Below are 12,429 nucleotides of genomic sequence, written 5' to 3' on the forward strand. Positions count from 1 at the left end.
TTTAATATAATGTATAACGATGCAGAAATTAGAATTAACACATAAAAAAGCTCCCTTTTCTTGGCATTTATTTTTATAATTCGTGAGCTATATAGCCAAGACAGGGGAGCTTCTTCTTGACTTTGTCAGACTGAGGCATTTTAAGATAAAACAATTTTTTCGAACTTATCAAGTGCCTCATATAAAATATCTTCATTAATTTCGTAACCTAACACATAATCACATACATCCTTCAATAAAACAACTCTTATAGAAGAACTTATATTTTTCTTATCATACTTCATAATTGAGATAATTTGGCTCTTCTCAAATCTTTGAGGAAGTTTTACACTATTCTTCTCCAAAATTCTTATTAAAAAATCTAAGTTTGACAAATCAAAATTAAATAGAATGTTTGAAAGTATCATCTCAGCAACCATTCCCAAAATAACGAATATACCATGAGAAAAATAGTAATTGTAATACGTCTCTAGTGCATGACCTACTGTGTGACCAAAATTCAGAACTTCTCTCAAAAATGATTCTTTTTCATCCTTTTCAACAATTTTGACTTTACAGTTAATAGATTTCTTTATCAACTGCATAGAAAGTATTTTATCTTGAAAAATCTCAAAAACATCATTTTCAAATCTCTTTTTCATATCCAATATACTTTTGTCCAAGGTAAAACCATATTTTATTATTTCACCAAAACCAGATAAAACTTCGCTTTTTGGAAGTGTTCCTAAAAACTGAGGGCAAATTATTATCATCTCAGGTTGATAAAATGTTCCAATCTGGTTCTTATAGGATTTATAATTAATTCCAGTCTTACCACCAATACTACTATCAACCATTGAAAGAAGAGTTGTTGGAATGTGAATGAGCCTTACACCACGTTTATATGTAGATGCTATAAACCCTACTACATCCCCAACAACCCCGCCACCGATTGCAATAAACAAAGCTCTTCTATCCACATTTCTATCCAAAAGATAATCAATGGCTTTCAGGTAAGACTCTATTGACTTTGATTCCTCACCTTTATCAAAAAGATAAAGGTAAGAGTGCTGCAGGCTATCAATAAAATCTTTATAAATCCTGTAGACCAACCTATCAGTAAATATTACAAGATTTGAGCAGTTAAAAGATAAAATATATTCTCTAATTTTTTCTATTCTCTCAACAAAAACAATTGGAATATTTTTTTCATCCCTCTTTAAATTTAAGTAAATCCTATCTTCCATCCTACCCATCCTTTTTGTAAATTTTATAAAATAAAAGACAAGCCGGCACTTGTTATAATACCGGCTTTGTCTTTTTTATGTTATTTACCTTTTAAAACCTCATAGCATCTCGGACATACATTTAAACTTTCTTCATTCTTTCCAACCATTGTATCGAATTTCCAACATCGTTCACACTTTGAACCATCAGCCTTGTAAACTTCTACTTTCATTTGGTCGCTGTCGCCTTCTTCAACCTCAAGTTGGGAAACAATTAGCACTTCCTGAATGATGTCTTTGTTTTCTTCTATAAACCTCTTATTAATGCCTTTTGCAAAAATCTTTACTTTGCTGTCCAGTGAACTTCCAATAAGCTTTTCATTTCTTGCAATCTCAAGCTGTTTTGCAACAATGTCTTTTATTTCAATTATCTTATCCCACTTTTCTCTCAAGGTTTCATCTTTCAATATACCTTCGTTAACCTTTGGCCAGCTTGTTAAAAATACTGATTCAACGTTTTCTTCTTTGTAAGCAATATTCTGCCAAATTTCCTCTGCTGTGAAAGACAAAATTGGTGCAATTAGTTTTGTGAGCGCAACAAGTATTTCATACATGACAGTCTGTGCAGCTCTTCTGTCAAGACTTTCACTTTTTGACGCATAAAGCCTATCTTTGTTTATATCAAGATACAGATTGCTCATATCAATTACACAGAAGTTATGAACAAGATGATATACCTGATTATAATCATATTCTTCATATGCTTTTGTCACCTTTTCAATCAATGTATACAGCCTTTGTAGTGCCCACTTATCAATCTCTTTCAAGTTTTCATATCCTACCTTGTCTGTCTTTGGGTTAAAGTCATAAAGATTACCAAGCAAGAATCTTGCTGTGTTTCTTATCTTTCTATAAATTTCTGTTAGCTGTTTTATAATATCCTTTGAAATTCTCATATCAGTTGTGTAGTCAGCTGAAACACACCACAGTCTTAATATATCTGCTCCAAACTCATCAATAATGTCAAATGGTGATATTACATTTCCCTCTGATTTTGACATTTTTTTGCCTTCGCCATCAACAACAAAACCATGTGTGAGTACAATCTTATAAGGTGCTCTTCCTTTTGTTGCAACAGCTGTCAAAAGCGATGACTGGAACCATCCTCTATATTGGTCGTTCCCTTCTAAGTACATATCACATGGCCACTCTAAATCTTCTCTGCTTTCTAAAACATAAGCATGAGAAGAGCCTGAGTCAAACCACACATCCATGATGTCGGTTTCTTTTTCGAACTCGCTACAGCCACAAACAGGACACTTTGCACCTTCTGGCAAAAGTTCTTTGACATCCTTAGAAAACCAAGCATCAGAACCTTCTTTTTCAAATATTTTTGCTATGTGTTCAATTGTTTCATCTGTAATTAGCTCTTTTCTGCAATCTTTGCAATAGAAGATTGGAATTGGCACACCCCAAATTCTCTGTCTTGAGATACACCAGTCTTGCCTGTCTGCAATCATATTGTAAATTCTATCTCTTCCCCACTCTGGTACCCACTTAACGCTGTCTACAGCTTTTAAAGCCTCTTCTCTGAAACCTTTTACTGAAGCAAACCATTGCTCAGTTGCTCTGAATATAACAGGATTTTTACATCTCCAGCAATGCGGGTATTGGTGAGTTATCTTTTCGACACCAAGAAGATTACCTGAGTTTTCTAATTCCTTTGCAATCTCTTTGTTTGAATCTTCATAAAAGAGACCTGCAAACTTGCCAGCCTCTTTAGTCAAATATCCTTTATTATCAACTGGAACAATTACAGGTATATTATACTTTTGGCAAACCTCAAAGTCCTCTTCACCATGTCCTGGTGCTGTGTGAACACAACCTGTTCCTGCTTCTAAAGTTACATGCTCGCCTAAAATTACTAAAGAAGTTCTGTCTAAAAACGGATGTTTGCATTTTACATATTCTAAATCTTTGCCTTTAAACCTTGCAATCTCATGGTACTGCTCAATTTTATTTGTCTTCATTACTCTTTCTACAAGCTCAGATGCCACAACTAATATTTCATTTCCAATATCAATCAAACTATAATCAAAATCAGCATTTAAGGCAATTGCAAGGTTACCCGGAAGAGTCCATGTTGTGGTTGTCCAAATTACAATGTATACCTTTTTATCTCCTATGGGCAAATTTGAAAACAACCCTTTGTCATCGATCACTTCAAACTTAACATAAATAGAGTATGTCCTATCCTCTTGATACTCAATCTCTGCTTCCGCCAGTGCAGTTTCGCAAGACGGACACCAGTAAACAGGTTTTAGACCTTTATAGATATAACCTTTTTTAGCCATTTCTCCAAATACACGAACCTGTCTTGCCTCAAACTTTGGGTCTAAAGTCATGTAAGGATTTTCCCATTCACCAAACACGCCAAGTCTTTTGAACTGTTGTCTTTGGATGTCAATATAGCTGAGGGCAAACTCTTTACACTTTTTCCTAAACTCTACTGGGTTGACTTCATGCCTGTTTACTCCAAGCTTTTTGATAACCTGCTGCTCGATCGGAAGACCGTGTGTGTCCCAGCCAGGAATATAAGGTGTGTAATAGCCCTGCAACGATTTGTATTTATTTACTATGTCTTTTAAAACTTTGTTTAGGGCATGTCCTAAATGAATGTCGCCGTTTGCGTAAGGTGGTCCGTCATGAAGGATAAACTTTTTATTGTTTTTATTTTTTTCAAGCATTTTTTTAAAGATGTCATTTTCGTACCAAAACTTTAAAAATTGAGGTTCTCTTTGCGCCAAGTTTGCTCTCATTGGAAAATCGGTTTTTGGCAAGTTCAATGTTTGACTCCAGTCCATCTTATGTTTCATCCCCCTGCTAAAAATGTTAGTCATTTTGTAGTTCTTTATCTACCATTTCAAGTGCACTAAGTTCAGTTTGTAGTAAATTCCTGAACTTGTTTAGAAAAAGTTGATACCTCTTTTTAAGCTCACCATACTCATATGTTATTTGCAAAACTTTACTATTTGCTTCTTCTATCATCTTTGAAGCCTTCATCTCAGCTTCTTTGATTATTGTCTCAGCTTTTTGATACGCTACCTTTTTGATTTCTTCAGCAGTGGATTGTGCAACAATTAGGGTATTTTGCAAAGTCTCTTCAATTGTCTTGTAGTTTTGAATATTCTCGTTTAAAAGAGCAATCTTGTCTTTCAATTCAAGGTTTTCTTTATACAGAGCCTCATAATCTTTTAAAACCTGGTCCAAAAACTCTTCTACCTCTTCAACACTATATCCACCTATATACACCCTTTTAAAGGTCTTAGATTCAATATCTTGAGGGGTTAACATCAATATTTTACCTCCGCATAAAAATTATGAAAATCTCAAAACTTCTATCCTAATTCTTCCCTTTTTAGTTTGGGTCAATACCTTATCTATTTTCAATCGTCCATAATGACGAACAGAGATTAAATCTCCTTCTTTTATAGGATATGAAGGTTTATCAATGTATATCCAGTTTACTGCCACTTTCATCTGTCTGATTAAATCTGCTGCTTCTTCTCTTGAAATTCCAAAACCGTGGCTTATCACACTGTCAACTCTGAGCGATGCTAAAGTATAAGTAATCCTCTTGCCTTCATTGCTGAAAAAATATTTTATATCAACTTCATTGTCTCTGACAATGCTACATTTTACCTTTTCCTTGCCGATTTTGTCTATATTGGTTACAATATATGTTGCCACTTCATCTTTTACAAACACAAGTGCACTGTTTTCTTTGACAAGGATATCGCCTATCTTATCTCTTTTAATTCCATTACCAATAAAGCTACCAAGAACTTGCCTGTGAAAAAGTTTATCTTTGGCTTCAATCAAAATGGTTTCTATAGGGTACGTTAGATTTTCTGCATATTCCTCAAAATCCCTACTAAAAAGAGCCAATATATTTCTTTCGCTGCCTTCGTATCCACCCCAAATTTTGTATAAAATTTGATTCTCTTTTTTCAGAAGAAAATCAACAGCATACTTTATTGCAAATGGTGAAAGAAAGTCAGAATATTCAATACCAAACCTTGTTTTCTCTATCAAGTTTTTAATTTTTAATATTTCATGTTTGTTTTCTTCAGGGATATAGTACATTACCTGCTACCCCATTTTTTATATTAAGATTATAAGAAGTATTCTCAGTAGCCATCTAAAAACTTCTAAAAGAATTATAGCAATCATAGGTGAAAAGTCAATAAAACCTATCCGAATGTATCGCGAAGCTACCCTCCTCACAGGGTCAAGAATAGGATTCACAATAGTACCCAATATTCTTCTGTATTTATTGTATGGGTCGACTATTACCCACGACAAAATTGCATCAACTATTATACAAAATTCAACAAACGAAATTGCCTTGTCTGCAAGTCCAAATAAAAATCTTATCATAAAACTCCCCCAAAAATTTTGTCTTGATTACTTCAACCAAGCAAATACACCTTTTGACCTGAACTCTTCTTTGAGCTGTTCGTCAACTTCAAGGTCAATACTTCTTGGAACAACCACAAATATCTTTTTGCTAATCTTATGAATCTTGGCATCCAGAACATAAACAGCCCCGCTCACAAAATCAATTATTCTCTGAATGTGCTCCTCTGCTACTTGTTCCAAATTGAAAACAACTATCTTGTTTTCTCTGAGAGCATCGCAAACTTTAACAACCTCATCAAAGAGTTTGAGATTATACACTGTAACTTCTGTTTGGTTTGCTTTTCCAATTGTCACTACCTTTGGAGTTTCATGCTTTGGTTTGGCGTTTTCCTCTTTTGTTTTTGAAACCTCCTGAGACCTATCTTCCTCTTCAATCTCAATGCCAATAAGGTTTAAAAACTTTCTTTGTAGGTTATCAAACATGACCAAAAAACCCTCCTTATTATTTTTTTGGTCTCTCACCAAAGATTTTTGTTCCTATCCTCACCAAGGTGGCACCTTCTTCTATTGCTACCTCAAAGTCATTGCTCATACCCATAGATAGGACTTCAATTTTAACACTATTATAATTTAATTTCTTATATTTTTCAAAGATTTCTTTCATCCTTCTAAAGTACCACCTCAATTTCTTGTCATCATCTTCAATTGGAGGTATGGTCATAAAACCCTTAAGAATGACATGGGAACAATTACTGATCTTTTCAATCAAATCATCTACTTTCTCTATACTAACTCCACCCTTTGACTCTTCACCACCTATGTTTATTTCTATCAGCACGTTACATGCTTTTCCTGCCTTTGCACATCTTTTTTCAAGTTCATCAATTTGCTGAGGACTGTCAATTGAATGAATAAGACTTACTTTATCAAAAATGTATTTGATCTTGTTGGTCTGAAGTCTTCCAATAAAATGCCACTCAAGATATGGAAGATATTGAAACTTTGGTAAAAATTCTTGTACCCTGTTCTCACCAAAAATCTTTAAACCAAACTGATTTGCAAGCTTTATAGTCTCAACATCTACCCCTTTTGTCGCACCAAGTAAACTGATCTCACTGGGATTTCTACCACTTCTGATGCAGGCCTTTTCTATTCTGTTGATTACATCTTCAATATTTTTTTTGAGCATCTCTTTTTCAACCATAATATCATCACCCATTTTTATTCAAATATGACCCTTCCAAAATGTCCTCCCGCACCAAATTTAATAGTGTAATCTTGATTTATAAACTTTGTAAGTTTTTGTATTATATTTTTATCAATATTGTAATTCTTAAAAGTACCATCATTTAGAGATCTAATGAAGTTTATTTCATTTTTGAATATCTCAATTATTTTTTTGATTGTCTTTTGTCCAAATCCCTGTACAAGTTCAAAAGGGAATGTGTAAAAATAAGGCGGTTTTTCCACAGGATTTTCTATCTTGCAAAGCCATGAAATTCTATCCTCAACACCAATTACAATGTCATTGCTTTTGCAAAATGGACATAATATTGAATCTTGGCTTTTCAAATTAAATGAACTATTACATTTATTGCAATACGATTTATGATATTTTCCAAGTCTTGGGTTTATACCATAGTTTGCAACTACTCTGTTTTCTTTTATACTTTTTATGATATCCTTTGCAGAAAGATTTTCAACCTCAATTTCATTAAACTCTCTTGCAATATTTTTCAAAGAATGAGCGTCTGAGTTAGAAAGCAGGCTCCTTTTTTGCACATCGCAAAGTGCATTTACCATGTAAGAATCAGCAGAAAGACCAAGTTCTATTGCAAAAACCTCTGTATTTTTGAAAACCTCTTCAATTCTTTGCGCCGCTGAATAAAAACCTTTATAAGGAGTAAAAGCATGTGCAGGCACAGCTAAAAGTCTAAAAGATGATACAATCTTTTCAAAATCGCAAATCTCCCCTCTGAAAACCGGGCAGCTAAAATCAATTTGATTAAAGTAGGTCTTAATTATTTTTCTGAAGTCTTTTAACTTTTCATAATCTTCGAAAAAGAGAAGACAGTGAAAATCATTTGAGAAAAACCTCAATTCTATCTCGGCTGCAGGTATTATCAAAAGCCCCTCAGAATATAAACTACCATCTTTCAATACAAACTTTCCTTTATCTAACAACTCTTCAGTTTCTTCAATTACATCCTCGCACAAAAAGTCAACAATACCAATCACATCAAGGCCTTTCTCATCTTTTGCTGTTTTTACAATATTCTCAAGTGTAAGGGTTTTTGAAGAAGGTACCTTTATGTACCTTCCATTAGAAAATCCAATGTGCACGTGCAAATCGGCATATACCCTCATTTTATCAGTTCTTGCTCCTGCAAATACATATTTGCAAGAAAAAGTCCTATTATTGTCTTTGCATCCCTAATCTCACCTTTTTTGACCATCGAAATGGCATCAACCATCTTAATTTTTAGTACTTCAACAAACTCGTCAGCATCTGTATGAGCTTTTCCTTTAAAAAGACCCGTTGCAAGGTATATATGTATCACTTCGTTTGAAAATCCTGGCGTTGTATAAATCTCGGTAAGTTTTATTAGTTCTCTTGCTTTATAACCTGTTTCTTCTTCAAGCTCTCTTTTAGCGCATTCAAGTGGATTTTCATCTTTGTCAAGTTTGCCTGCAGGAAGTTCAATTATTACCTTTTCAATTGGTTTTCGAAACTGTTTTACAAAGATGACGTTGTTCTCATCATCGACAGGAACAACCACAGCTGCACCCGAGTGAAGTACAATAGCACGCTGAGAAATATTGCCGTTTGGAAGTAAAACCTTGTCTATTTTTAATGATATAAATGAGCCATCATATATTAATGTGGACTCTACAGTCTTTTCATAAAAATCCATCTTTAATCTTCATCTCCTTTTTAGTTTTGTTAAGACATATTCTGCTGTAGCGAAAAGTTCCAAAAAGTATTCACTATCTTGCTCATAACTTCTTCCCATTGTGCTCATAATTGACTTGTATTTCTCTACTATCATTTTATCTATTTTATTCACCACGGCCACAATGTGCTTTGCGCGGTAATTGTTTAATGTCTTATAGATTTTCGCGAAAAAGATTTTATCTTCAAAATCAAAAACTGGAATTTCTACAGAACAATTCACATAATTTAATATTGTAAGAGAATGATGACTTATGAACCTATGCCGCTGTCTTTTTTCATTTTTCGATACCCTCACTGGAAAGACTACTCTGCCACCAAATCTGACTACATCCTCAATAACGTGGACAGCCTTGTAACTACTGAACCCAAATTTTGTTCCTGTTCCCACAATTCCAGGCAGGGGAGAAATTATAGCAACATCACATCCTAAACTTTGAGAAAAAGTGAGAGAATCTATTTCATTTATACATTCAAATTCACCATTGAATGCTTCCTGACATGTTATTATGTAGTCTACAAATTTGTTTTCTTTTAAAAACTCTAAGTTGTGCGAAAGCTTTGCATTTAACATTCCCCAGTCATTTAATATAACAGAAATCTTTATTCCTTTTACTTTTTCTTTAAGGTAAATACATAGAGGCAAAAGCATGCTGTGAAGCTCACACACAATAACAATTATATCATTAAAATTTGGAACTTTATCAAAAATGTCAGGATTTTTTTCTTCTTCTGTCAACACAGAAAATTGCAGTGGTGTGTATCTGAGCTTCATTATATGACCTTTTGACAGGTTTTTAAAAGCATCAAAAGGTAAAATATAATCATATCCACCCGTTCCAAGCTGAAGCACTCTTGCTGTTGTATTCACTAAAACCTCTTGTCCCTCTTCTACTTCGTGATTTATATCCAAAAAGTTTACAGCAATAGACACATTGCCGTCGTGATATTTTACTTCAACATACTGGCAAAATCCTGTAGTATTTATCTTTCTTGTCACAATCCCTTTTTTATTTCAAACACTTTATCTTATTGCTCCCCTTTTATCATACTTCTTGCAATCTGGTCGCAAAGATTATTAAGTTCATTGTCACTATGACCCTTTACTTTCTCAAAAGTAACCTTATGAATTTTGAGAAGATTTATAAGCTCATTCCACAAATCAATGTTTTTGACCTCTTCCTTTTCAGATGTCTTCCATCCATTTTTCTGCCATTTTTCTATCCAATTTTGATTGACAGCATTTACAATATAAGCAGAGTCTGAATAGATTACTACTTTGCATGGTTCTTTCAATGCTTTTAGAGCTTCCACAACCGCTTTGAGCTCCATTCTGTTATTGGTTGTGTGCCTTTCAAAGCCTTTTAACACCTTCTTGATTCCTTTGTATATGAGTATAGCACACCATCCGCCTGGTCCAGGATTTCCGCTGCAAGCACCGTCAGTGTAAATTGTCACTTCTTTCATTACTTTTTACACCTACAATATATTTTTAGCTCTTTCATATGCCTTGAGTATCCCATCTATTATTGCTCCTTTTACCGCTCTTCTTTCAAACTCCACAAGCCCTTCAATTGTTGTACCCCCAGGAGATGTTACCATATCCTTTATCTGCTGTGTAGTTAACATATTATTTTTCATGTTAACAACAGTACCTTCAAATAATGCCAAGATCAGGTTTAGACTTTCTTGTCTTGAAAATCCAAGTTTAACTGCTGCATCGGCATAGCTTTCAATAAAGTGTGCAACAAATGCTGGGCCACTCCCAAATAAAGCTGTTATTGCATCAATATATTTTTCATTAGTAACTATAACTTCACCCATACTTTTAAAAAGTTTAAGTATTTTTTCTTTCTCTTCAGCAGTTACTTCTTCAGAAAAACATATACCCATAACGCCTTTCTGTACGCTTATATTGATATTCGGCATTACTCGCACTATCTTTTTGTCCCCTACAACCTCTTTAATTTTTGAAATCGAAATCCCCGCTGCAATAGAAACTATTATCTTTTCAGAGATACCATCTTTTATTTTCTCAAGCACATCAAAGATGTCTTTTGGTTTTACAGCGATTATAATTATGTTGCTATTATTTACAATCTCCATTTCACTATCGACTTTGGTGGCACCATAAACTCGGGAAAACCTGTGAGCCTTGTCAAGGTCTATGTCATAGCAAAAAAGCTGAGGCTCAAGAGATTGTTTTATTGAATGTGCAATTGAACTTGCCATATTTCCACAGCCAATTATTCCTATCTTCATTTTCTTTTCACCTCAAAAATAAAATCTTTTATTGTTGAAACCTTCAATATACCGAATATAAAGGCACACATAAAATACGCACATATACTGCAAATTATCATAACAATACCTTCGATAAAAACAGAGGTTTTGAAAACGCAAAGGACGATCTTCCCTACAATAACCATTATAACACTTGAAAGGACAATATAAAACATCTTCCATGTATTAAAATGGGCAAAACCAAAAGATTTTAACTTATCTAAGTTTATCACAAAGACCACAAAGTAGCATATGATATTAGCCAAGATAAGACCCGATATGTTCAGGTTGTATACCACGATAAACACGAACATGCACAGAATCTTTATGATCACGCCTAAAAGGATACTTTTTACAGGTACCATAAAATGTCCAATTGCTTGCAACACCGACGTTGTAAATTGAACAAGAGAGATCAAGATAGTAAGAAAAGCAGAGATTTTAAGCACATCATCTCCTGCAATAGCATTGAAAAATACAAGTTTGAATATCGTATCTGAAAAAAAGTAAAATGCCACACAAGAAGGCAGCGTCACAAGAATAATGTACTCAAAAGCTGCAGAGACAAGCTCTCTTCTTTCTTTCTGCTGTTTCGCAGCCACAACATACGAAACTATACTTACAGCCATCGACACACTGAATGTGAGTGGAACATGTATAAGAGTCATTGCCTTGCCAGAAAATATTCCAAACAGTTGTGAGATTATTCTATCATGATACCCTCTCATATGCATGAAATATGGAAAAAGCAAAGAGTCAACAATTGATATTACTGACATCAAAAGGGAGGACAGCGAAAAATAAATGGTAAGCAAAAGAATGTTTTTACATGTCAAAAATATATCATGGTATAACTGTGTATTTTCTGCACTCTTTTCCATATCATTTATAGTCTCGTCTTTACGTAAAGCTACATCAAGGTAGATTAAAGAAAACAAAGCACCTACACTGCTCCCTGCGAGTGCTCCCGCAATCGAAAAGTGAATTCCTTTTTTTAAAAACAAAATACAAAACAAAAGTCCAAAACAAACTCGTCCCATCGACTCTATTATCTGGGAGATTGATGTAATGTACATCTTTTTAACACCGTTAAAATACCCTCTGTATGATGCTTGCACAGAGACAAGAAAAAGTGCAGGAGCTAAAGACAAGTATGGAATATAGGCCTCTTTGGGCCACTTGAAAATTTCTATAATCTTTTTAGATAAAAGCACATATGCAAGCAAAAATATAAAAGAAATAGCTGTTATAACAATCAAACTTGTGTAAAATGTGAGTTTACAAGCCCTGTAATCTTTTTCTGCATGAAAATGAGAAATCTGTTTTGAAACTGCGAATGAAAAACCAGTCATTGTGAACGTCAACACAGTAGTATAAATGGGATAAGGCAGTTGATACAACCCTATCCCATAATCACCAACAATATTTATTAGAGGGAGCTTTAAAAACACACCCACAAATTTTGCAAACAGTGACCCCACTGTCAAGATAACTGCTGAATACACTAATCCCTTTTTCATGAAATTAAGCTTTCACACCAAATTGTTGTTCCATATTAAAAGTGTA

The 12,429-nt window shown here is 34.1% G+C and carries 13 protein-coding genes; all 13 read right to left on the reverse strand.

What is annotated here, in order from left to right; genetic code table 11:
- Positions 1-140 precede the first annotated feature (140 nt).
- A complete protein-coding gene (gene aroB, locus COB47_RS06095) occupies positions 141-1,226 on the reverse strand; it encodes a 3-dehydroquinate synthase (protein ID WP_013290499.1) in 1,086 nt (361 codons plus the stop codon).
- Between the two features lie 80 nt (positions 1,227-1,306).
- Positions 1,307-4,069, reverse strand: coding sequence for an isoleucine--tRNA ligase (gene ileS / locus COB47_RS06100; protein WP_013290500.1), 2,763 nt, complete (start codon positions 4,067-4,069; stop codon positions 1,307-1,309).
- 28 nt (positions 4,070-4,097) lie between these two features.
- Positions 4,098-4,559, reverse strand: a complete 462-nt coding sequence (locus COB47_RS06105; RefSeq protein ID WP_013290501.1) for a DivIVA domain-containing protein — start codon at positions 4,557-4,559, stop codon at positions 4,098-4,100.
- Positions 4,560-4,583: 24 nt separating this feature from the next.
- Positions 4,584-5,351, reverse strand: a complete 768-nt coding sequence (locus COB47_RS06110; protein WP_013290502.1) for a YlmH family RNA-binding protein — start codon at positions 5,349-5,351, stop codon at positions 4,584-4,586.
- Positions 5,352-5,369: 18 nt separating this feature from the next.
- The gene (locus COB47_RS06115; protein ID WP_013290503.1) at positions 5,370-5,645 is read right to left on the reverse strand and encodes a YggT family protein; all 276 of its coding nucleotides are present in this window, start codon (positions 5,643-5,645) and stop codon (positions 5,370-5,372) included.
- Between the two features lie 27 nt (positions 5,646-5,672).
- A complete protein-coding gene (locus tag COB47_RS06120; RefSeq protein WP_013290504.1) occupies positions 5,673-6,110 on the reverse strand; it encodes a cell division protein SepF in 438 nt (145 codons plus the stop codon).
- 19 nt (positions 6,111-6,129) lie between these two features.
- Positions 6,130-6,831 (reverse strand): YggS family pyridoxal phosphate-dependent enzyme, encoded by a 702-nt coding sequence (locus COB47_RS06125; RefSeq protein ID WP_041742740.1) that lies wholly within the window; start codon positions 6,829-6,831, stop codon positions 6,130-6,132.
- Between the two features lie 17 nt (positions 6,832-6,848).
- Positions 6,849-7,994, reverse strand: coding sequence for an endonuclease Q family protein (locus tag COB47_RS06130; protein ID WP_013290506.1), 1,146 nt, complete (start codon positions 7,992-7,994; stop codon positions 6,849-6,851).
- A complete protein-coding gene (locus COB47_RS06135) occupies positions 7,991-8,542 on the reverse strand; it encodes an NUDIX domain-containing protein (protein WP_013290507.1) in 552 nt (183 codons plus the stop codon). The genes COB47_RS06130 and COB47_RS06135 overlap by 4 nt, the downstream gene beginning before the upstream one ends.
- A 9-nt stretch (positions 8,543-8,551) precedes the next feature.
- Complete coding sequence (locus COB47_RS06140) at positions 8,552-9,580, reverse strand: DUF3866 family protein (RefSeq protein WP_013290508.1); 1,029 nt, start codon at positions 9,578-9,580, stop codon at positions 8,552-8,554.
- Between the two features lie 29 nt (positions 9,581-9,609).
- Positions 9,610-10,047, reverse strand: coding sequence for a ribonuclease HI (gene rnhA / locus COB47_RS06145; RefSeq protein WP_013290509.1), 438 nt, complete (start codon positions 10,045-10,047; stop codon positions 9,610-9,612).
- Positions 10,048-10,059: 12 nt separating this feature from the next.
- Positions 10,060-10,842, reverse strand: a complete 783-nt coding sequence (gene proC / locus COB47_RS06150) for a pyrroline-5-carboxylate reductase (protein ID WP_013290510.1) — start codon at positions 10,840-10,842, stop codon at positions 10,060-10,062.
- Positions 10,839-12,383: a putative polysaccharide biosynthesis protein gene (locus COB47_RS06155; RefSeq protein WP_013290511.1), complete on the reverse strand. Its 1,545-nt coding sequence runs from the start codon at positions 12,381-12,383 to the stop codon at positions 10,839-10,841. Before COB47_RS06155 ends, proC begins: the two co-directional genes overlap by 4 nt.
- Positions 12,384-12,429: the final 46 nt, after the last annotated feature.

This window comes from Caldicellulosiruptor obsidiansis OB47, assembly GCF_000145215.1.
GTDB classification, from domain to species: Bacteria; Bacillota; Thermoanaerobacteria; order Caldicellulosiruptorales; family Caldicellulosiruptoraceae; genus Caldicellulosiruptor; species Caldicellulosiruptor obsidiansis.

What these genes read in the sequence shown, in the direction of transcription:
- ileS (WP_013290500.1), bottom strand. Translation starts at nt 4,069, where the DNA reads ATGGACTGGAGTCAAACATTGAACTTGCCAAAAACCGATTTTCCAATG.
- COB47_RS06110 (WP_013290502.1), bottom strand. Translation starts at nt 5,351, where the DNA reads ATGTACTATATCCCTGAAGAAAACAAACATGAAATATTAAAAATTAAA.
- COB47_RS06155 (WP_013290511.1), bottom strand. Translation starts at nt 12,383, where the DNA reads ATGAAAAAGGGATTAGTGTATTCAGCAGTTATCTTGACAGTGGGGTCA.
- proC (WP_013290510.1), bottom strand. Translation starts at nt 10,842, where the DNA reads ATGAAGATAGGAATAATTGGCTGTGGAAATATGGCAAGTTCAATTGCA.
- COB47_RS06135 (WP_013290507.1), bottom strand. Translation starts at nt 8,542, where the DNA reads ATGGATTTTTATGAAAAGACTGTAGAGTCCACATTAATATATGATGGC.
- COB47_RS06125 (WP_041742740.1), bottom strand. Translation starts at nt 6,831, where the DNA reads ATGGTTGAAAAAGAGATGCTCAAAAAAAATATTGAAGATGTAATCAAC.
- COB47_RS06105 (WP_013290501.1), bottom strand. Translation starts at nt 4,559, where the DNA reads ATGTTAACCCCTCAAGATATTGAATCTAAGACCTTTAAAAGGGTGTAT.
- rnhA (WP_013290509.1), bottom strand. Translation starts at nt 10,047, where the DNA reads ATGAAAGAAGTGACAATTTACACTGACGGTGCTTGCAGCGGAAATCCT.
- COB47_RS06130 (WP_013290506.1), bottom strand. Translation starts at nt 7,994, where the DNA reads ATGAGGGTATATGCCGATTTGCACGTGCACATTGGATTTTCTAATGGA.
- COB47_RS06120 (WP_013290504.1), bottom strand. Translation starts at nt 6,110, where the DNA reads ATGTTTGATAACCTACAAAGAAAGTTTTTAAACCTTATTGGCATTGAG.
- COB47_RS06115 (WP_013290503.1), bottom strand. Translation starts at nt 5,645, where the DNA reads ATGATAAGATTTTTATTTGGACTTGCAGACAAGGCAATTTCGTTTGTT.
- aroB (WP_013290499.1), bottom strand. Translation starts at nt 1,226, where the DNA reads ATGGAAGATAGGATTTACTTAAATTTAAAGAGGGATGAAAAAAATATT.